Source organism: Paenibacillus yanchengensis (assembly GCF_042684845.1).
In the GTDB taxonomy this organism is placed as follows: Bacteria; Bacillota; Bacilli; order Paenibacillales; family Paenibacillaceae; genus Pristimantibacillus; species Pristimantibacillus yanchengensis.
This window is the reverse complement of sequence record NZ_JBHUMH010000010.1, coordinates 1-18,644: the sequence shown is the minus strand read 5'-3', so window position 1 is coordinate 18,644 and position 18,644 is coordinate 1. Positions and strand designations below refer to the sequence as shown.

Below are 18,644 nucleotides of genomic sequence, written 5' to 3'. Positions count from 1 at the left end.
CCTCACGTACGATTAATTGCACTGATTGGCTCAAAACGCATAGCTTTCAACGCAGGAACTATTGCCGAAATCATTCCGAAAAATAAAGACACACCAAGTGCAGAGAATAAATTTAACCATGTTACTTGAAAGGTAATCTCTTTTCCAATTGAAGAATTAGATAAAAATAGCATTGCAAGATATTGTACTAAGATCGCTAGTAAGCCACCAATGATAGACATGATTAAGACTTCAAGCAGAACTGTTTTGGCAATATAGCCGTTGTTCGCTCCTAAAGCTTTCATAATACCAATTTCTCTTTTTCGCTCTAATAACCAATACAGCATTAAATGAATAATGTTGATAATTGCTATCGTATAGATAAGTATTGTGGCTACTATAGTGATAATAAGTGTATTTCGCAAGGAACTATTATCTACATCATTCACATTCTCGTAAACTAATTTGATCCCATTCTGGTTCGCTGTCTCTATAAGCCCCTTGCTGTTTTGCATAAATAGGTCTTTTCCACTTTTTAAACGAATGCTAACAGTATGAAGCTTGTTTTCTTCAAGAAAAAAATCATCATATATATCCAGATAATCTTTCCAAGGCATATATATAGCATGCTCCCATGAAGTTTCTCTCGACGAACGCCCGCCAATACCAATTACGTGAAATTTTTCACCCTCAATGACTACTCTATCGCCTAAATTAATCTTATGCTTATCCGCAATACTTTTCCCGATGATAATTGATTTATTTCCCCCCATGTCTTCTGTTGAAAAGTACTTCCCCTCTACTAAAGGTATATGCCAGCTTGGATCCTGATGAAATAACACTGGAACGATTGGAAAGCTGTCATTATATTGATCGAGCTTTCGACTTCCCATACTAAGAAGTTGTATTTCTCCAAATTCACTTAATCTTTCTACTGTATCTTCAACATCTCTTTGATTCCATTCATCATCTTGTGATAAAAATATATCTAATTGCTGTTCAGGATTTCCAGCTCTTTGATCATTGATATATACTATTGATTCCACTGATGCGCTTGTCCCAAGTGACATTACTAAACTACCAATAAAAAAGCCAATAACAATTAATAGAATTGTTGCCTTTCTATTTTTCCATTGCCGAAAAATAAACTGATACATGATTATTCCACCTTTACACTGTATCTCTTTGCTAATATAACCTCTTTTAGACCTTTACTTGTTTCTTGATGGTACACAAAATAATTTCATTTGTAGATTATAGTTCCCTATGAATTAGTAATTGTCACTTGAATATGAGGTTTGATAAACTACTTTATGTTAAAATATGCTAATTTAAGAAACAGTCCTTATTATTACTAAATTCGGTAATGGTAGTATAATAACTCACTAAATTGTAAAATTCAACCTTTTTTAAAGTAGTATTACAATCACCTGTGGAATATTTGGTAGAACAATAAAAAGAACATTTCTCCGACAATAAAAGAATAAAAATAAAAACTCGGAAAAGGGGGCCTTGGGGTGGGTCACTAATATGATATATGTCTTGGGTCAATTCAACTTGCTTATGAGGATTGTTCAAAAAGTATTTGGTCGCCCCCTTGCTGCGATTATTGAAGAAAAGGTTCTAGCGCCGTATGGCTTCTCAGAAACAGGTTGGAGAAAAGAAAATAATGAAAACTTAGTTTGGGTTAACGAAACCTTGCCCGCAATGGTTTCTTTTGGTGGGTACAGGATAGACATCGCAATATGTCAGAACTAGGGGAGCTTCCCAAGGGGGCTTTCCAATCACTTGGCATTTTTGGAAATGCTGTATTAGTTATACTTGAATTTAATGTAGTGGCAGTACGAATGTGAATCAAACCGAGCGAAATCCAGCAGGTTATGATTATGTAAGAGACATCCAAACTTTTGGAAACATGGTTCTGATAAACATATTAAAAAGGTAATTGTAAAGTAAATTAATAGAATGATAACACAAAGCGAAAACTCCTAACGTGATTTGTCTCGGCAACAATTACGATACGTGAGTTTTCGCTTTTATACTATAGTGAATTGTAAAATTCTTAAATTGCTATAAGTTCTATCCTAAGTTATGGTAATAAGCCATATTTAATAATCATCATTATTATTCCTCATTTGCTTGTCTAGGAATAGCATAGGCTCTTTTCCTTTTTTGCTTAGCGTTATAGTTTGATCCTAAAACACCTAGGAGAATAATGATGGTACCGAAAATATGATAGGATTGTATCGTTTCGTTTAAGAAAAGGACACCGGCAATAATCGTAATTAATGTAGCTAAATTATTAAAGACACTCATTTTTGACGCTTCAATTTGCGAAAGTGCATAATTTGAGAAAAAGGAAGTTCCTAAAGATGATAGTGCTCCAAGATAAACAATAGCGATGATAAACGTTCCGCTTGAAAATGGTTCGATGAATTGATGCATCGTATTCGTTATCATATGATTACCAATAGCTATCATGTTAAAAAAGATAAAGCCGAAGAACGTCATAACGTAAGTTATCGTGAAAAATGAGTAATGTTGCACAAGTTTACGTGCTAAAACGGTATTGTAAGCACCAGTAAGGGCTGACAGTAACATAAGGACAATTCCTTTTACATTTTGTGAACCTGCATCTGCTCCATTCATAACAAAAATGAAAATAACACCTGAGACCGATAATAAAATCGATGCCTTTTGTAATGGAACTGTATGTTCTTTCAAATATATTGCTGCTAGAATCAGTGTGAAAATTGGTACAGTAGCTAGAATAATACCAGCTTCTGAAGAAGAAGTGTAGACTAGGCCAAACGTTTGGAATGTGAAAAACAAAGTAGGATAAACCAAAGCTAACGGAACAATCCGCCATACGTCCTTCTTTGTCACATTTAAGCGAATCTTTTTCAAGACAATAATAGCAGTAGCGATGATAAAAGCTATAGAAAAGCGGTGTGCCAGTGTATCAAGCGGTGAAGCGGCAACAAGGCTCAGTTTTACGAACATAAATGAAAAGCCGATGATGAGTGCATACATGGTTGCAGCGAAATAAGCTTTTGTTTTTTTAGACATTTTTACGACTCCAATTCTTTATTAGCGAAACACTTTAAAGCGCTCTTCATTTGCCATAAATTCTTTTTCACTTGGCACTGCTTCAATACTTCCAAATGGCATTTGTGCAGTTAATTTCCAATAATCCGGAATTCCCCATACCTCTTTCACATTTTGATCGATAAGTGGATTGTAGTGTTGAAGGGAGGCACCTATTTTTTCTTGTGCTAATGCCATCCATACAGAATGCTGCGCAATTCCGGTTGCTTGTTCAGACCAGATAGGGAACTGTTCTGCGTATTGAAAGAATTGATCTTGATACTGTTGGATGACGTCTTGGTCTTCAAAAAATAAAATGGAAGCGAAACCTGCACGGAAAGATTCTATTTTTTCTTCTGTTCGGGCAAAATTTTCTGCTGGAACAATGGAGCGTAGCTTTTCTTCGACTAGGTTCCATAATTTATTATGATGTTCGTTAAATAAAATCACTGCTCGTGAAGTTTGTGAGTTAAAAGCAGTTGGACTATGCTTTATTGCCTCCATAATAGTGTATTGAAGTATTTCTTCCGTCTGTTCCAAATTTTTTCCTAGGGCGTAAGTGGAACGCCTCTTTTCCATCCATTCAATATATCTGTTCTTCATATTTAAAATCTCCTTTTCAGATAATTTCTCATCACAATATCCTACCTAAGTTCCTTTCTTTCTTTATACGTTCATTGTAAAATTTGATGTATAATAGTTCAATACTATTTTTTCTATACAAACAATAGTTATTGGCTATTAAAAAGGAGAAGTTGATATGGAGATTAGACAATTAAAATATTTCCTCATGCTATGTAAAGAGTTACATTTTTCGGAAGCTGCTTTTAAATTGGGGATTTCTCAACCGACGTTAAGTCAGCAGATACGTGTTCTAGAGGGGGAAATTGGGGTACCATTGTTCGATCGAATCGGCAAAAAAACAGTGAAAACGGAAGCTGGTGAGTTACTTGAGCACTATGCTCTACAAGTTATTCAGGACCTAGAAAATGCCAAAAAAGCTATCTCTGATTTGATAGATTTAAACAAGGGACATTTGCGCATCGCAATATTGCCTTCGGATCTTGATTATCGCTTAACCGAGATTTTAATTGATTTTCGAAAGGAATTCCCGAATACGAAAGTGCAAGTGTTTCCGACAATAGAATGTTTAAAAAAAGTATTAGGTAATGAAGTTGATATTGGCATTGGCTTAAAGGTAGAAGCAGAGCCTCATTTAGAGCGTATTCCATTCTATACGGAGAGGTACAGTCTATTTGTGAATGAAAATCATGACTTATCTCAGAGGAAGAACATCAAACCAGAAGAGTTGGTAGATGTACCACTTGTCATGTATCCTCAAGGGAAATGTGGTCGTGACTTAGTCGATAAATGGTGTGCTAGACAAGGAATAACGATTAATAGTGTGATGGAAACCGGCTCGGCTACATCATTATTTCAACTCGTTCAAAAAGACATTGGTGCTACTATTCAACCTAGCCAACTTATCGAAAACTTCCAATCGCTAGGTATTCGATCAATACCAATTGAAAACGCACCAACAAGAGAACTTGATATCTTCTATCGTAATGACAAATATTTGAGTAAAGCAGCTGAAGGTTTCATGAAAAGAGTTATAGAACGATTTTAGAAGTAGAGCACTGATTTACTTCTATAAAACTGGAGGGGAAGATGGATGATTATTCTGAAAGATATCGGGAAGTTCGAGGAGTTGCCAGCAATTGCGATGCACATTTACAAAGGAAACATTACTTCAAGCAAGAGCGCTAAACTAACGGGAGTTCTGTGCAGTTCTCCGTTATGATTTATTATGTGATTATTATAAGCGTTTTTCTTTATGTTAAAATTGAAAAAGAAACAATATCCTTAGTAAAATAAGATTGAACTGGAGTGTTAAGAAATGAATTTTCATAACTCCTACTTAAGGCAAATTCAGCTTAAGAGAACGTTAATCCCCTCTTATAATTCCTATCCATTTAACTTAGGTGTAATTAAAAGCCTCAATCAGCTTGATTTACACCCTAAAGTAACGTATATCGTTGGCGAAAATGGGATGGGAAAATCGACTTTAATGGAGTCAATTGCTGTAGCATGGGGATTTAATCCTGAGGGTGGTACGATAAACTTTTCCTTTTCGACTCGATCTACACATTCTAACTTATATGAATACATTCAATTGATAAAAGGTCCGCATCGTCCCAAAGATGGTTTCTTTTTTAGAGCCGAAAGTTATTACAATCTTGCTACAAATATGGACGATCTCGATAGCCAATTTTCATTTGGTCCTCCACTTAAAGAATCTTATGGTGGGAAGTCATTACATGAGCAGTCACACGGTGAGTCGTTTTTCTCTGCATTCGTGCATCGTTTTGGGGGCAAAGGATTATATATTTTGGATGAACCCGAAGCCGCATTGTCTCCTCTGCGCCAAATGGCGATGCTTACTCGAATACATGAATTGGTTCAACAAAACTCCCAGTTTATTATTTCAACTCATTCCCCAATTCTTATGGCATATCCGGATTCGATTATATACAATCTGAAGCCAGATGGTATAGAAATCAGTTCTTTGGAGGAAACAGATCATTACGTGATTATGAGAGAATTTATAAATAATAAGGAAAAGATGCTTAACCAGTTATTTGAAGCCTAACGGAAAAAAATGGATGAAATTAATTAATGAAGCTTCTCGATCAAATCGACAAATTAAAGGATCGTATTAATACTCCCGCCGTTGAACAGTTGGAAGAGAAACAAACGGAACTAATAGATATTGAAGTGGAAAACGAATGACTATTACCGAGAAGAAATAATAAAGTTGATTATGCGGTTCGTTGTTTCCGAGAAAGAAGGACGCCCAGTGCTTACGTTTGAACTTGGTGTATTTGATGAATTGGCGGTAATGTAATGTTATAAGGTAGCACCTTCATTTAAATATGGGTTATAGGTATTGCTATTATGGTTATTTGGTACGTGGTTGGTGTCCGGCTGATCCTTCAAAAAAGTGTAGAAGATATCAACTCGCCGTATCCATTCCATGAAGTAGAAATGAAACGATTTAAAAAAACAAATCATGTTCAATAAAAGGCAATACAGTCCATTAAAACACTCTAAGGGCATCAGGAAAATTAAACTTGATGTGACTTTCGAAAAAGGGTCTTTGCTCTAGAACACGAATATGATAGATATGTATACCAAAAATTTCTTAAAATGGTTTTGAGCTCACGGTTAGGATAAAGCGATATAAGTATAAAATTCATTTGCAAAGCAATTGCTAGTTTAGATAAAGGAGAGGTTAAATGAAACTTCGCGATAAAGTTGTTCTTGTAACAGGTGTTTCGGGAACCGTAGGGGACAAAATTGCCACTAAATGTCTTAGAGAGGGTGCAAAGGTCAAAGGGCTTATACGTAACAATGAGGATATTTCCCTTTGTAACAAACTCGGCATTACACCAATAATCGGAGATTTAACGAATAGAGGTGCGATTGAGGAATCGCTCAAAAATGTAAACATTGTCATTCACGCTGCTGCGTATCTCGGTGGTGATAGAACCATTGCTGAGGAATCAAATATTCAAGGGGTTCAAAGCTTAGTAGACGGGGCTATATCAGCAGGAGTTGAACGCTTCGTACATATTTCTACTGTATCTGTCTATGGTCATCTTGAAGGAGATGTGGAGTTGAATGAAGCAAGTGATTTAGCATACGGTCACTCTGAGGTATACATTTCAACGAAATGTGAATCGGAACGAATTTTACAAGATGCAATAGCTAATGGGCTAGAATGTGTAATTTTACGTCCTGGCGTTGTTTGCGCCGAACATAACTCTCACTGGGGCGATAAACTGATTACAAAACTTGCTGAAGTAGAAAATGTAACATGGATTCATCCTGATGATTTGACCCCATGGGTGCATGCAGATAACTTGGCTGAGATGTGTGTATTAGCAGCGAAACATCCTGCGGCAGTAAATCAAATTTACAACGCTGTGGACGGAAACTATACAGAAAAGGAGTTTACTGTACGTATTGCGCTTGCTATGCAAAAACAGCTCATCATACCCGATGGTAGCCCAATAAGAATGACGTATAGTTACAACAAAATAAAAAACGACTTAGGCTACCATCCAATTAAAAAATTCGAACAGACAGTTGTTCAATTGGAGGAACAGGCCTGTCGTTGGATTCTAACTCACCGGAAGCAATGAAGTTACTCATTAGTAAAGCTAGTGTGGAGAGCGGTTTATTCGTTTGGATTACCAGTGTCTGTTATTGATTTAAACAGTAGTGCTGATGCTGTATGGAAGTTTGGATGCGGTGCCAACTCGATTGATGAAGTGCTGTAATTGGAAAATAGTGTTTTCAAATGGAGCGATATTCATGTTCCTGGTGAAGTAGCCATGTAGGGATACGATATTGAAAATGATACGCCATATTACTACAAGACAGTTGTCGCTGTTCCACAACTTCCGTATGGGTGAATGGATCGTGTATTCGCAGTCATAAAGGCGGATTCACTACGTGGGATTGCGATATTACTGCTCATGTGATGGCAGGAAAACAAACAGAAATTATTGTAGAATTCATGGATAATATTCTGGACCCATCTGTCGGAAGTTATTATGCACATCATAATATCGGCGGAATAATTAATAGTGTTGAGCTTATTGCAGTTCCACACACACATATAACTAAATTACATTATGATGTACAATTTGATGCGGATTACACAGATGCAGAATTAACGGTAATGCTTGGAGTTGAATTAGGTAGTGCAGAGCAAGCAGTAATCCAATTGAAGTTATTAGACCCAGAGCAGCACACCATTCCTTTGGACGAAGCGGTAATTTTGTTTGATTCACAGATGTCTTTACAAAAAAAGGTGTTCTCGATAGCTAATCCAATCAAGTGGGATGCAGAGCATCCACACCTCTATACGTTACGTGCGAAGTTATACCGAGATGTAGCGTAGACGGAACTCATTCAGATATGTCCTATTCGAGTCGGATTTCGGCAAATTACTTACGCTGGAAGAAGGTATTTTACGAAAGGTGGTAATAGTAGAACGCATCATGTCCATATTTACGCTACGGAGCATATAAACATTCAAAAAAGTAAGCAGTCGTTTGCCAATGAGATAATGAAAAAAGTGTCGGAATGGGCTAATCATTGACTGACTAATCGTTTGTCATAGGAGGAAAATAGAGAACCAACGATGCCTTCACTAGCCCAACGAATAGCTGTTCACCATCGAATTGATGCATATACCAATGGTATGGCAGTTAATAATTTGCACAGTAATCCGGAACGATGGAGCGATAGGGGAAGTTACGAGAAAGTGCTGCAAGAGTTAAAGTTAATATGGCATGTGTTGGTGCGGTTTGGCGAAACGATGTCAACTGTAACTACGAAGGAATTTCAATAATCGATATGGAAAATTAATTAATATTTAGAATGAAAATACTTACTATCTATACTGATGTTTAAATAATAGGAATCTCCTTCACTATACTTATCTAATATTGACAACTCAGTCAAAGCAAAATGAGTTACTATTTGTTTAGAAAAAAAGGACTCATCACTCCAGTAGTTGTAGAAACGAGGCGAAATTATGGCACTACATATAGCCAGAGGAATGAACCAAGAGGATAAAATTATTGTTAGAGACAAATTAATTGCTTTCAATTATTTCCATTTTCCAGAACAATTGCGAGATAAATATCAGGAAGTTAATTTATTTATTAAAAATGACGATGGTCATATTTATGGTGGATTGATAGGAGAAATATGTTGGAATTGGATGGAAGTCCATATACTTATAGTTGATGAACAATTACGTCATCAAGGTTATGGTACGAAATTGTTAATGGAAGCAGAGAAACTTGCCAGAGAACAGCAATGTGATTTTATAAAATTAGACACACTAAGTTTTCAAGCGTTAGATTTTTATAAAAATCAAGGTTATCAAATATACGGCACTATTGCTAATGCTGGTGGACATACACACTATTATTTGAAAAAAGATTTGTGAGTGATTAAAGAGTAAGAGTAGTAATTGCTTTAGTATAATAGAAAAGAAGCGGCTCTATCCGACGAAGAAGTTACCGCTTCCGAACCAGCAATCGTTTGCAAAAGTAGACTGCATAAATATCCTACTATGTGTATGAAGTTCAAGAAAGAAGTTCAACCAGATGAAGTGATTGTCATGTTACTTTTATCTACTTGTATTAAATGAAATCTGTCATTCAGGTAGCCGAGTATTTCGATGGTCTTCAGTGGTGAGCAAAGAGGGCTGCCTTACTTTACTAGACTAGATCATTGTTTTAATATGCGATAATTTTATATGGGTAACCTTTCAAAGTAAATTCACCTTTATTTATATTGCTTTCAATTATAACTTCTGTCATAAATACATCCGCTTGTTTATTTGATCCAAGCCAGACTCTTTTATTTGCAGATAAAATAAATAAGCCATTCTCATCACCAACTGCGGCAAATGAAAGCGAAACGTGATTCCAGTAATTTCTTTGTTGAAGATACATCATTAACAACCAGACCAATTTCACTAATATTCAGTAAGCACTCGCTAGAAAATTTGGCAGTTGATGAATGAGTAAGGTTATGTCTTGCTATAAACTCAACAATGTTTCCAATGTGGTCATAAAATAGATGGAAGTAGCGTTCCATGTTTTTAAGTAAATCTGATGCTTATCCTGCGGCAATAAGTTTAGTGATATGCCTTTTGAATCTAACCATGTTATTGCTTCATCTACTTTATTCCCAGGAATGTCAAAAGCAAAATGGTAAAAGGGGTTCTCATTCACATTGGATGACCTTTCAAAAGTTAAATGAGAAGTTCCTACAATGATGGTGAATGTGTCAGAATGATCATTCAATAAAGGGAGTTCCATTAGTTGGGTATAAAATATTTTCTGCTTTTCCAGATTACTAGTTAAAAGCTTCACACTTTGTATTTTCAATTATCTCACACCTCATTAGTACTTATGATTTTATTTTAGGTAAATATAGTAAACTACAAAACTCAATGTCTGTTTGAATATCCAATGGTATGTATATACTCATCTCTCCCTTGAGAAAAATATATAGCAGATGCGGTTAAGCATTTTTACTTCACTCAATATGAAACAGTGTTCTAATAAAGGAGTTGTGTCAAATGAATGAAAATAAAGGTACAGAAATAAAACGTTCTTCAAAAGCAGAAAACATTCTACCTCAGATCAATAGTAAAACTAAGCTAGGTGACTTACGAAAAATTGCAAAGGACATTAAAAAAGATCACGAACTAGCTATGGAACTTTGGTCAACCGAAGAGTTTTTGCCCAGACTATTAGCAATCTTAATTATGGATAAAAAACTTCTTTCACAAGAAGTGCTAAATAAGCTTGATAAGGATATGCAGACTCACACTTTTGATGAGCGAAATAATTTAATGGATTGGTTAATGGCTAATCAGCTCACCAAAGACAAGAAGACAATTGCATGGATGGAATTATGGGAAAATAGCCCTTCTGCTCTTCAAAGGCGAGCTTTCTGGTATTATCAAGCGCGATTGAGATGGACTGGACAAACACCGCCTGATAACACCGAAGACTTACTATCTGCAATTGAAGCTAATATTACGCAAGAAGAACCGGAAGTTCAATGGGCAATGAATTTCATCGCAGGCTGGATAGGCGTTTATGATGAACATAATCGTGCACGTTGTATTAAACTTGGTGAGAAAACGGGTCTTTATAAAGATGAAATGGTATCAAAGGGATGTACTCCCAAATATTTGCCGGAGTTCATTGCGATTGAAGTTAACAAAAGAAATAATAATTAGTTACCCCTGAAAAATTCGTTAGTGTTTGATGTAAAAATAAAGGAATTCAAAGCCTTAATATGGACAAAGGATCTGAAAGTAAGCTTCCAGATCCTTTTTGCTCAAAGAATTTAGCCGTTAGAGTGATATGGAAAGCTGTACCATTAGTGAATGGGAATCCACTATTTGGTGTCTCTAGGAGGTTGTTTTATGAAGATCAGACTAAGCGACTATAATAAAGACTGGATAAGACTTTACGAAGATGAAGCTAAGTTTCTAACAACTATATTTACGGATGAAATCGTTCGTTTTGATCATTTTGGAAGCACATCAGTACCAGGCTTAAAAGCTAAACCCGTTATAGACATGATGTGTATAGTACAAGATATTAGCAAGATCGATTCATATAACGATAAAATGAAATTGCTTGGATATGATGTAGCTGGAGAGTGGGGTATTTCTGGTAGAAGGTTATTCCGAAAAGGTGGTGAAGAAAGGACTCATCACATTCATTTTTACGAAACAGATAACCCTCAAATCAAACGACATCTCATATTTAGAGATTATTTGAGATGTCATCCTGAAGAAGTTGCAAAATATAGCCGGTTTAAGGAAGAATTAGCTGAACGTTTCGAAAACACAAGTGAATATAGCCCAGCAAAAAAAACATTTGTGAGGGAAATGGAACAACTTGCACTATCCTGGTTTACTAAAAACCAAGAAAATTACTAGTATGTATTTGATTAAAGTAACGAGATAGTAAGAATGACAGAGAATAAATTTGATAATCTCCAATGAAAAAGCATTAATGCGATATTAAGTGGTGAAAATTAACAGAGGTGATGAGCTTTTTGCAGTTTCGTGTTGACATAGATGGAACTTCCGATGGTCGATGGATGGGGCATATCCTTACTGAGATCGGATGCATTTGGAAAAGTACGAGTCCTGAAAAGGTTTTCGAGCTGGCACAGGAGGGGATAGTTAGGTTTTATTCCTGGTTAAAGCGAAATGGGGAAACTGTACCGGATCTCAGAGGAAAAGAGATTTCTATTGTTCTTGGAGAACGACAGGAGAATTACAACTCTTGCTGAGGGGGTGGAAGCAGGTGCGACGAATATTGATCTAACGTTATCATCATAAACGAAAACCGCTCACTTACATAAGCTACAGTGCAATCTATAAAGGATTTGCGACAAACTACTTTTAAGTCTCATTTAATTGTAAAATTGAAATAAATATAAAAAATTCCTATAATAGTATACTACTTAAGCCCTATTGAGTAAAGAGATACAAAAATGTTAAGTTATGGTTGTTAAGTGGTGTAATAATGAATTCCCCTTAACAACTCAGTTGAATAAAGTTTTAAGGAGCAAGGAGGGGTGGTTTTAAGTTTATAAATACTAACAATTACAAGGAGATGAATTAAATGAAAAGGTATACAAGTTTATTTATATCACTTTTTGTGTTATTTTCTTTCTGTATTCCGTTGCAGGCGCAAGCTCAACAAAACGAAGATATCAATGTGAAAAACGTATCAGGTGTTTCTATTAGTATTGATAATTTTAATAAACTTTATGGTTCACAAACCAGTTCAGATGATGCTTTATTAAAGCTGGAGAAAAATGCAGAAGTTACTTTAGGAGATTTTTTGGTACAGGGAAATGAAATTAGTTTTAATGCTACTGTTGCTTATAATGGTCAAAACAAGAATTTGGTTGCTACAGGAACTTTATTTGACAGTTATAAGAAACAAGAATCTATAAATAGCATTGTTGGAGACATAACTGATAAGGATGGGAATTTTACTATACTGAAATTTGAAATTTATAATGATAAATCTTATGACAAGACTATCATTGATAGTGAGCTTAGAAATGCTCCACATTTAAAATTATATCTTACTGATAATTCAGGAAATATATTACTTTTTGAGGTTGCACTTCCAGTGGAACTTAATAATATTCAAATATTAAATGATGATAAAATCGACACGTTAAAAGACTTTTTTTGGTTCGCAAATGTTATTAAACCAAGTGAGCAAAAGCAAATTCCAACAACAGAGGCACTGAAAGAAAAACTTGGTGTTGTGAACCCTGGAATTTCCCCAAAGGCAGTTGGTAGTTTTTCAGATTGGGCAGGAGATACTACTTATTATACTACTTTGTATGTTGGTATGGATTATGTTCAAGTGTGGTCATTGCCCTATGGTACATGGAAATCTACTAACGTTAATGGTAGTGATATCTGGACAAATAGCTTTAAAATAGCGGAGCATCTTGCTATTAATGGAACTACAAGTACTATCATAGACAACCCATTTAAATATCGCAATGTAAAACTTGTAACTGCAGTGGGAGGCAAATCAATAATTATTAATGCAATGGTTGATGGAAAACTTCAAGGTAAAAGTAATGGCAGTACATTGGCATCAAAGATAATTGAGAAAACGTGGTCCAATCTCTTACCCACATTACCTACTCCTGGTAAAATTAAGGAATGGGTTGATGCAATTATAGATGCTGGAACGAGTAAAACAATTACTTTAGGCTCGACTAATATTAAGCTAAATAATGATAAAACTATTGTTGAAGGATTAAATCAACAATCAAGCGCAGATATGTTCAAATCTACAGATTCACCAACTAAACAAAACGTTGGACATTACCTTACATTACAGACTACTGTACAATATGAGGGTACACCAACTACTGTAGCCACAAAAACCAATGGATTGATGAAGATTAAATGGGAAGTTTATTATCCAGCTTCAACGAAATTTGGCGCTGGTTATAAAGAATTACCGTTTACTTATACAATTAAAGGCTAGTAAACAGGCGGCGAATGCAACATTTGCCGCTTTTCTAATAAAGCTTAAAATAGGAACAATGTTTAATCAAATGTTATTTTAATTGGAGTGATATAATAAAAGGAAATGGAGATGATCTAGTGAAGGAGAAGAAGTATGTTATTATTTTCGTTGTAATTATTTTGATTCTTATGATCTTTATGTTTAATCAACAAAGAGAAAAGCAAATGTATAAGAAGTACATTTCTAATCAATTAGCAAGTAATATACAAACTCTAATTTTGACAATTGACGAGAATCAACGAACGTATACTGAGGTGATCTCTAATAATCTAATTACACCACAACAATCTAAGACCTTAATGCATAATAATGAAATAATTAGAGATATAATTAATAAAACCAGAGAACTTGCAATTGCTACAAAAAAGAGAAAAGATGGATATCAGTACAATGAGAGCTCTGCTAATGCTGGTATGCTTACACGTCTTTATTATATTTGGCATGAAGAGGTTTTCAAAACTGATACCAAATTAGATGAAGAAATGAAAAATCAAATTGAAAAATCAAGCGAGTTGAATGAAGTTTGGATAAAAGTCACGCATAAAGATACTTCAAAAAATTATAAGTTAAACCAAAGCGCTTGGCTAATATTGTTAGATGAATTAGAGACAAAAACAGTAGAATTTTTGCATAATAATGATATGAATGGCATTGAAGAAATCTGGAAAACAAGACCTGAGAAGAAGGATCAATAACATAATTAGGGCTACATTGAGAAAGCATACTTATGTTAACCTCCATATATCCATGCTGCGAAGCAACTATTTTGCAAGCGAGATACAATCCAATGCCAACTCCTTGTAGCTCCCTAAATTTTCTCCTAGGTAAAATCGTGTGAAAATCCGTCCCAGTTCAACTTCTGAAATGCCAACGCCATCGTCCTTTACATCATTTCTAGTAAAAAGCACATATGATGTGATCAAGAAATAAATTTGATTTTGAAAGAGTTAATACTATAAAAAAGATGGATAAGCAAGATATTGTTCCTTTGTTACCCGGGCTGCTGGAGTGGATGCAAGATATGAATTGGCCAATAGCACCGGAAGTCGCTAACATTCTGATATCTTTTCCAAAAGAAATTATGCCTCATATCAAAAATGTTCTTTTAACTAGCGATGATATATGGAAATTTTGGTGTTTAGAATACATAGTTAAAGAGTTACCTTGTCAGTATATAGAATTATTAAGGAATGACTTAATAAAACTGATCACAACACCTACTATGGGTGAAGAATTAGAAGAAGTTCATATGGATTTGGGGACTATGACAGACGATTTCCTTATTTTATAAAACTGGAGGGAAAGTTTTTCAGATAGAGAAGAACGTTCCTGCTAAGTTTTTCTGGAATAATGTGCTTAAAGAATACAATTTGGATAATTTTACGGAGTGAGTAGAACAAGGAAGCTAGAATCAAACGGAGGTCGGTCTTACTGCGCTAACGTGCAAAGAAAGTTCACTAATTAGCAAATAAGTTTAAGTGATATGCCTCTTGAATCTAACCATGTTACTGATTCATAACCTCATTAGGTGGTGAAGAAAGGACTCACCAAATTCATTTTTACGAAACAGATAACCCTCAAATCGAACGAAGTAAGAGGTGCTGAAAACGATGAACATAGACTTTATCATTTTACACGGTTCACCGGGAAATGGAAAAACAACATTAGCAAGAAAACTTCATGAGCATTTTGAATCGCCATATTTTGAGTTCGGTTGGATTCCGGAATATCGTACTCTAGCACCGTTAATCAAAATATCTCAACGACAAGAAGAACAACTTTCGTTTGAAAATCTTATTACGGTAGCTAAAAACTACAATAAGCACGGATTTAAAAACATAATAATTACGGATTTAGATGACATAAGAATGATAGATATTCCTAATGTTTTTTCTGGTTATAACTATGTTATCATAACTCTTTATGGTGATAGTGATGAAATAATTAAGCATAGAATTCTTACTAGAGATAACGGGAATGATTTTAGAGACTGGGAACAATCAGTAAAAACAAATGGCTTAATAAAACGAAGAAAGAAGTTGCCAAATGAGTACCGTATTTTAAATTCAAGAGATGATATAGATAGTACATTCAAGGAAATTGTTGCTATATTAGAAAATCACATTCCTTCTGTTTCGAATGATATTTCTTTATTCAGACGAGAAGTCTTTTTTAGTTACATTTGCGAATAGAGTAAACAACTAATCTATCGTAATCATATTATCTTTTCTATTATAAAATCTAAAACTTATACATACTAGGGGGCACTAAATGGTGGATTATCGGTTAAGACATGATGGCGCTTTAGACGAGCTATATGAGCCTTTATGGCGGCTTTCGATTCGGTTGTTTGATGAGGAAAAAGCACTCTTGAGAAGCAAAAAAGTACGACGACTTCATTTGATTCGGCATGGCGGTGCGTCGTTTATCAATTCCCACCATACGTTTAGTCGATTACAGCATACGTTAGGTGTATTTGCACTGACGGCATATTTTGAGCCGGATAACCGCTCGTTAAGGGCAGCGGCGTTGCTACACGATATTGGACATGCGCCGTTTAGCCATACGTTAGAATCACTAGAAGGTGTGGATCATCATCCATGGACGCGGGAGGCCGTATTTTCGGAGGAGATTGTGAATATACTTTCCGAAGCGAATATCGATTCTGCCCAAGTTATGGACTATATTGATGGCTTACAACGCAGCTTGTTGAGGAACAAGGATGGTATACTCCATGCTGATCATCTGGATTCGTGGGTTCGGAGTGCGTATGTCGGCGGTTATATGTCTATTTCTCCGGGTGAACTTTTGAAGCAGATAAATTACAGAGATGGTCATCTCCGATTTACTCTGGAAGCGGGCAAGCGCATTACTGAACTTATTTGGGAAGAGGCTCGAATGCATGCGTCTCCTGCTAATATTGGAGTAAACGTGATGATGCGTAAGTTGGTTCGCCGCTTAATTATTAATGATCAACTTGAAGTTACTAGATTGCCTACCATGACGGATGCAGAAATAGAGCAGTTACTATACAGCAGTGGCGAAACAAAAGAAGAGTATGATAAGCTGCTTATGGAATCATGGCGTATTCGCGTGACGCAGGAAAAACCTGCCGTTGCGGCGGAAACTACAATTTTGAATAAACTCTACCTCTCTTTGCCTCTTATAGGAGACGTTTCGATTGTCGAAACATCGCTAGATATCCCAGCAACGATGGAGGAACTCAAACAGATGATCGGTACTTATTATGTTTGGTGGGAGTAGTTGGAGAAAGTAGCTGTAATATAGGGGATGGAAATGATGACATTTGAAAATAAACTTCCAAGAAATAAATTTGATTTTGAAAGAGTTAATACTATAAAAAAGATGAATAAAAAAGATATTGTTCCTTTGTTACCCGGGCTGTTGGAGTGGATGCAAGATATGAATTGGCCAATAGCACCCGAAGTCGCTAACATTCTGATATCTTTTCCAAAAGAAATTATTCCTCATATAAAAGATGTGTTTTCAACTAGCGATGATATATGGAAATTTTGGTGTTTAGAATACTTAGTCAAAGAGTTACCTTCGCAATATATGGAATTGTTAAGAAGTGATTTAATAAAGCTTGCCACAACATCTACTATGGGTGAAGAATTAGAAGAAGTGGATAAGAAAGCAAGTCAAATTCTGTTATTAATTTAATAAGGTAATTAATGTTGCAATAAGTTTTCGGACTATGCTACTCCACAAATTGCGTAACCTCCTTCATTGTCCAACCTTATAACTAATCTTTGTTGTTTTTATAAAAACGTTTTAATGAAATAAAACTAGTATGTCACTATCTGATTTTTATTCTTCTATTCTTCTGTTCTTGTGTTATGGAAGAAAAGTCAACTTTTATTTACAAAATACCACAATTATATCCGTGTAATAATATTTTTTTATTGTTTTGCGATAAATTTTGTGGTAAAGTCGTAGTAATTAAAATTATAAGTGAGGGGCTTGTAATGAAACGAGGAACGACACTTTTTTTGAAAGTAGCTGTTATTCTGATCGGTATACCGGTACTTGCTCTATGTATTTTTGCAGTGCCTGAGATAGTTAAGTTTTCAGATGAACTGTATCCGGATATGCCATATTTGAAATATCTTATCGCTACTGTATTGTACGCATCGGTGGTACCTTTTTATGTTGCTTTGTATCAAGCGTTTCAACTGTTAACTTACATTGATAGAAACGAAGCTTTCTCTAGTTTGTCGGTACGTGCGTTGAAGTATATTAAATATTGTGCGATTATCATCAGTGGTTTGTATTTGATCGGTATGCCACTATTTTATTTGTTGGCGGAGAAGGATGACGCCCCGGGTATTATAGTTATCGGCTTAGTTATTATGTTTGCCTCCGTAGTGATTGCTGTGTTCGCTGCAGTTCTCCAGAAGCTTTTGCAAGAGGCGATTGCTATTAAATCTGAAAATGATTTGACGGTTTGAGGTGAATAAATATGGCGATTATTATTAATGTTGATGTGATGCTGGCCAAAAGGAAAATGAGTGTAACAGAACTTTCGGAGAGAGTTGGTATAACGATGGCTAACCTTTCTATATTAAAAAACGGCAAAGCAAAAGCGATTCGGTTAACGACGCTAGAAGCAATTTGCAAAGCACTAGATTGTCAGCCTGGCGATATTTTGGAATATAGAAATGATGAGGAAAGTATGGCTAGACATGAATAGAAGTAGGAACATATTTCTTCCTCTCCTTTATAAGCGTATCCCATTTGCTCAGCATTCCTGTAGAGCGTTAAATTTGGACTTTGTAAATAAGGAAGCATCCCTGTAGGATAGAGATAGGCCGGACGAAGGCACTATTCTATCTTAGGAGATGCTCTACTATGAAGTTTAAACAA

General features: G+C 35.5%; 22 protein-coding genes and 2 pseudogenes. 19 read left to right on the top strand and 5 right to left on the bottom strand.

Features of this window, described 5'->3' with window-relative positions; genetic code table 11:
* Nucleotides 1–2: 2 nt before the first annotated feature.
* A complete protein-coding gene (locus ACFSTH_RS02450) occupies nucleotides 3–1,136 on the bottom strand; it encodes an ABC transporter permease (protein ID WP_377769790.1) in 1,134 nt (377 codons plus the stop codon).
* Nucleotides 1,137–1,509: 373 nt separating this feature from the next.
* Here ACFSTH_RS02450 and ACFSTH_RS02445 point away from each other — a divergent pair, with 373 nt between their 5' ends.
* Nucleotides 1,510–1,737, top strand: a complete 228-nt coding sequence (locus ACFSTH_RS02445) for a hypothetical protein (protein ID WP_377769792.1) — start codon at nucleotides 1,510–1,512, stop codon at nucleotides 1,735–1,737.
* Between the two features lie 366 nt (nucleotides 1,738–2,103).
* Here ACFSTH_RS02445 and ACFSTH_RS02440 read toward each other — a convergent pair whose 3' ends face one another.
* Both ACFSTH_RS02440 and ACFSTH_RS02435 read right to left on the bottom strand, forming a co-directional pair.
* Nucleotides 2,104–3,048, bottom strand: a complete 945-nt coding sequence (locus ACFSTH_RS02440) for a DMT family transporter (RefSeq protein WP_377769793.1) — start codon at nucleotides 3,046–3,048, stop codon at nucleotides 2,104–2,106.
* A 21-nt stretch (nucleotides 3,049–3,069) separates the two neighbouring features.
* Nucleotides 3,070–3,669, bottom strand: a complete 600-nt coding sequence (locus tag ACFSTH_RS02435; RefSeq protein ID WP_377769794.1) for a nitroreductase family protein — start codon at nucleotides 3,667–3,669, stop codon at nucleotides 3,070–3,072.
* A 157-nt stretch (nucleotides 3,670–3,826) separates the two neighbouring features.
* Between ACFSTH_RS02435 and ACFSTH_RS02430 the strand changes: the two genes are divergently transcribed.
* The 8 genes and pseudogenes from ACFSTH_RS02430 (at nucleotide 3,827) to ACFSTH_RS02395 (ending at nucleotide 9,097) form a co-directional block, all read left to right on the top strand.
* Nucleotides 3,827–4,696 carry a LysR substrate-binding domain-containing protein gene (locus ACFSTH_RS02430; RefSeq protein ID WP_377769795.1) on the top strand — a complete coding sequence of 290 codons (870 nt, stop codon included), beginning with the start codon at nucleotides 3,827–3,829 and terminating at the stop codon, nucleotides 4,694–4,696.
* A 45-nt stretch (nucleotides 4,697–4,741) separates the two neighbouring features.
* A complete protein-coding gene (locus ACFSTH_RS02425; protein ID WP_377769796.1) occupies nucleotides 4,742–4,870 on the top strand; it encodes a hypothetical protein in 129 nt (42 codons plus the stop codon).
* Between the two features lie 96 nt (nucleotides 4,871–4,966).
* On the top strand, nucleotides 4,967–5,719 hold the full coding sequence (locus ACFSTH_RS02420) for an AAA family ATPase (protein ID WP_377769797.1): 753 nt from the start codon (nucleotides 4,967–4,969) through the stop codon (nucleotides 5,717–5,719).
* 120 nt (nucleotides 5,720–5,839) lie between these two features.
* Entirely contained in the window at nucleotides 5,840–5,974 is a 135-nt protein-coding gene (locus ACFSTH_RS02415; RefSeq protein WP_377769798.1) for a hypothetical protein, read from the top strand.
* Nucleotides 5,975–6,365: 391 nt separating this feature from the next.
* Complete coding sequence (locus tag ACFSTH_RS02410) at nucleotides 6,366–7,274, top strand: NAD-dependent epimerase/dehydratase family protein (RefSeq protein ID WP_377769799.1); 909 nt, start codon at nucleotides 6,366–6,368, stop codon at nucleotides 7,272–7,274.
* 269 nt (nucleotides 7,275–7,543) lie between these two features.
* On the top strand, nucleotides 7,544–8,038 hold the full coding sequence (locus ACFSTH_RS02405) for a hypothetical protein (RefSeq protein ID WP_377769800.1): 495 nt from the start codon (nucleotides 7,544–7,546) through the stop codon (nucleotides 8,036–8,038).
* Between the two features lie 231 nt (nucleotides 8,039–8,269).
* Nucleotides 8,270–8,491: pseudogene (locus ACFSTH_RS02400) on the top strand (DUF3626 domain-containing protein); the annotation flags it as partial.
* Nucleotides 8,492–8,677: 186 nt separating this feature from the next.
* Complete coding sequence (locus ACFSTH_RS02395; RefSeq protein ID WP_377769801.1) at nucleotides 8,678–9,097, top strand: GNAT family N-acetyltransferase; 420 nt, start codon at nucleotides 8,678–8,680, stop codon at nucleotides 9,095–9,097.
* 292 nt (nucleotides 9,098–9,389) lie between these two features.
* On the opposite strand, the gene ACFSTH_RS02390 is transcribed toward ACFSTH_RS02395, so the two are convergent.
* On the bottom strand, nucleotides 9,390–9,611 hold the full coding sequence (locus ACFSTH_RS02390) for a hypothetical protein (RefSeq protein WP_377769802.1): 222 nt from the start codon (nucleotides 9,609–9,611) through the stop codon (nucleotides 9,390–9,392).
* An 84-nt stretch (nucleotides 9,612–9,695) separates the two neighbouring features.
* Nucleotides 9,696–10,046 (bottom strand): hypothetical protein, encoded by a 351-nt coding sequence (locus tag ACFSTH_RS02385; protein ID WP_377769803.1) that lies wholly within the window; start codon nucleotides 10,044–10,046, stop codon nucleotides 9,696–9,698.
* 194 nt (nucleotides 10,047–10,240) lie between these two features.
* Between ACFSTH_RS02385 and ACFSTH_RS02380 the strand changes: the two genes are divergently transcribed.
* The 10 genes and pseudogenes from ACFSTH_RS02380 to ACFSTH_RS02335 all read left to right on the top strand — a co-directional run bounded on the left by ACFSTH_RS02380 (nucleotide 10,241) and on the right by ACFSTH_RS02335 (nucleotide 18,471).
* Entirely contained in the window at nucleotides 10,241–10,909 is a 669-nt protein-coding gene (locus ACFSTH_RS02380) for a DNA alkylation repair protein (RefSeq protein ID WP_377769804.1), read from the top strand.
* Between the two features lie 189 nt (nucleotides 10,910–11,098).
* Nucleotides 11,099–11,620, top strand: a complete 522-nt coding sequence (locus tag ACFSTH_RS02375; protein WP_377769805.1) for a GrpB family protein — start codon at nucleotides 11,099–11,101, stop codon at nucleotides 11,618–11,620.
* 694 nt (nucleotides 11,621–12,314) lie between these two features.
* Nucleotides 12,315–13,715 (top strand): hypothetical protein, encoded by a 1,401-nt coding sequence (locus ACFSTH_RS02370; protein WP_377769806.1) that lies wholly within the window; start codon nucleotides 12,315–12,317, stop codon nucleotides 13,713–13,715.
* Nucleotides 13,716–13,834: 119 nt separating this feature from the next.
* Nucleotides 13,835–14,452: a hypothetical protein gene (locus ACFSTH_RS02365; RefSeq protein ID WP_377769807.1), complete on the top strand. Its 618-nt coding sequence runs from the start codon at nucleotides 13,835–13,837 to the stop codon at nucleotides 14,450–14,452.
* 239 nt (nucleotides 14,453–14,691) lie between these two features.
* A pseudogene (locus ACFSTH_RS02360) lies at nucleotides 14,692–15,048 on the top strand (DUF5071 domain-containing protein); the annotation flags it as partial.
* 319 nt (nucleotides 15,049–15,367) lie between these two features.
* Nucleotides 15,368–15,949, top strand: a complete 582-nt coding sequence (locus tag ACFSTH_RS02355) for a hypothetical protein (RefSeq protein WP_377769808.1) — start codon at nucleotides 15,368–15,370, stop codon at nucleotides 15,947–15,949.
* 79 nt (nucleotides 15,950–16,028) lie between these two features.
* Nucleotides 16,029–17,021 carry an HD domain-containing protein gene (locus ACFSTH_RS02350; protein ID WP_377769809.1) on the top strand — a complete coding sequence of 331 codons (993 nt, stop codon included), beginning with the start codon at nucleotides 16,029–16,031 and terminating at the stop codon, nucleotides 17,019–17,021.
* 33 nt (nucleotides 17,022–17,054) lie between these two features.
* On the top strand, nucleotides 17,055–17,441 hold the full coding sequence (locus tag ACFSTH_RS02345; protein ID WP_377769810.1) for a DUF5071 domain-containing protein: 387 nt from the start codon (nucleotides 17,055–17,057) through the stop codon (nucleotides 17,439–17,441).
* A gap of 305 nt (nucleotides 17,442–17,746) precedes the next feature.
* On the top strand, nucleotides 17,747–18,229 hold the full coding sequence (locus ACFSTH_RS02340; RefSeq protein ID WP_377769811.1) for a DUF2975 domain-containing protein: 483 nt from the start codon (nucleotides 17,747–17,749) through the stop codon (nucleotides 18,227–18,229).
* Between the two features lie 11 nt (nucleotides 18,230–18,240).
* Nucleotides 18,241–18,471 carry a helix-turn-helix domain-containing protein gene (locus ACFSTH_RS02335; protein ID WP_377769812.1) on the top strand — a complete coding sequence of 77 codons (231 nt, stop codon included), beginning with the start codon at nucleotides 18,241–18,243 and terminating at the stop codon, nucleotides 18,469–18,471.
* The last annotated feature ends 173 nt before the right edge of the window (nucleotides 18,472–18,644 follow it).

Coding starts and splice junctions, on each gene's coding strand:
- ACFSTH_RS02450 (WP_377769790.1), bottom strand. CDS start 1,136: ATGTATCAGTTTATTTTTCGGCAATGGAAAAATAGAAAGGCAACAATT.
- ACFSTH_RS02445 (WP_377769792.1), top strand. CDS start 1,510: ATGATATATGTCTTGGGTCAATTCAACTTGCTTATGAGGATTGTTCAA.
- ACFSTH_RS02440 (WP_377769793.1), bottom strand. CDS start 3,048: ATGTCTAAAAAAACAAAAGCTTATTTCGCTGCAACCATGTATGCACTC.
- ACFSTH_RS02435 (WP_377769794.1), bottom strand. CDS start 3,669: ATGAAGAACAGATATATTGAATGGATGGAAAAGAGGCGTTCCACTTAC.
- ACFSTH_RS02430 (WP_377769795.1), top strand. CDS start 3,827: ATGGAGATTAGACAATTAAAATATTTCCTCATGCTATGTAAAGAGTTA.
- ACFSTH_RS02425 (WP_377769796.1), top strand. CDS start 4,742: ATGATTATTCTGAAAGATATCGGGAAGTTCGAGGAGTTGCCAGCAATT.
- ACFSTH_RS02420 (WP_377769797.1), top strand. CDS start 4,967: ATGAATTTTCATAACTCCTACTTAAGGCAAATTCAGCTTAAGAGAACG.
- ACFSTH_RS02410 (WP_377769799.1), top strand. CDS start 6,366: ATGAAACTTCGCGATAAAGTTGTTCTTGTAACAGGTGTTTCGGGAACC.
- ACFSTH_RS02395 (WP_377769801.1), top strand. CDS start 8,678: ATGGCACTACATATAGCCAGAGGAATGAACCAAGAGGATAAAATTATT.
- ACFSTH_RS02390 (WP_377769802.1), bottom strand. CDS start 9,611: ATGATGTATCTTCAACAAAGAAATTACTGGAATCACGTTTCGCTTTCA.
- ACFSTH_RS02380 (WP_377769804.1), top strand. CDS start 10,241: ATGAATGAAAATAAAGGTACAGAAATAAAACGTTCTTCAAAAGCAGAA.
- ACFSTH_RS02375 (WP_377769805.1), top strand. CDS start 11,099: ATGAAGATCAGACTAAGCGACTATAATAAAGACTGGATAAGACTTTAC.
- ACFSTH_RS02370 (WP_377769806.1), top strand. CDS start 12,315: ATGAAAAGGTATACAAGTTTATTTATATCACTTTTTGTGTTATTTTCT.
- ACFSTH_RS02355 (WP_377769808.1), top strand. CDS start 15,368: ATGAACATAGACTTTATCATTTTACACGGTTCACCGGGAAATGGAAAA.
- ACFSTH_RS02350 (WP_377769809.1), top strand. CDS start 16,029: ATGGTGGATTATCGGTTAAGACATGATGGCGCTTTAGACGAGCTATAT.
- ACFSTH_RS02345 (WP_377769810.1), top strand. CDS start 17,055: ATGATGACATTTGAAAATAAACTTCCAAGAAATAAATTTGATTTTGAA.
- ACFSTH_RS02340 (WP_377769811.1), top strand. CDS start 17,747: ATGAAACGAGGAACGACACTTTTTTTGAAAGTAGCTGTTATTCTGATC.
- ACFSTH_RS02335 (WP_377769812.1), top strand. CDS start 18,241: ATGGCGATTATTATTAATGTTGATGTGATGCTGGCCAAAAGGAAAATG.